Source organism: Pantoea stewartii subsp. stewartii, assembly GCF_008801695.1.
GTDB lineage: Bacteria > Pseudomonadota > Gammaproteobacteria > Enterobacterales > Enterobacteriaceae > Pantoea > Pantoea stewartii.
On the sequence record NZ_VZPF01000287.1, the window covers coordinates 1 to 385 of the forward strand.

The 385-nt window shown below is 53.5% G+C and carries 1 rRNA gene; it reads right to left on the bottom strand.

Features of this window, described 5'->3' with window-relative positions:
- Positions 1 to 108 (bottom strand): 23S ribosomal RNA (locus tag F7Q90_RS26200); the annotation flags it as partial.
- Positions 109 to 385: the final 277 nt, after the last annotated feature.

Genomic DNA, 385 nt, shown 5'->3' on the forward strand with positions numbered 1-385 from the left:
CCGGTTGTAGCGGTTCATATCACCTTACCGGCGCTTATCGCAGATTAGCACGCCCTTCATCGCCTCTGACTGCCAGGGCATCCACCGTGTACGCTTGGTCGCTTAACCTCACAACCCACAGGCGTTTATCTGTTTACCGTAACGGCTGCGCGTAAAGAATGCATCGTTGCGCGGTGCTCGCCATGCTCACGTACTTCAGTACGCTCCGCTGGCTGTGCGCCGACGCGCCTTGCTTTCTTTACTGCTCGCGCGCTACTGCATAACAGTTGCTTGTAAGCTGTAAGCTTTTGAGAGACCCGAACGCATCGTGCTGTGTTCCTTATTACGGAGGAACACGACGTGCGTCGTTTCAAATTTTCAGCTTGTTCCGGATTGTTAAAGAGCA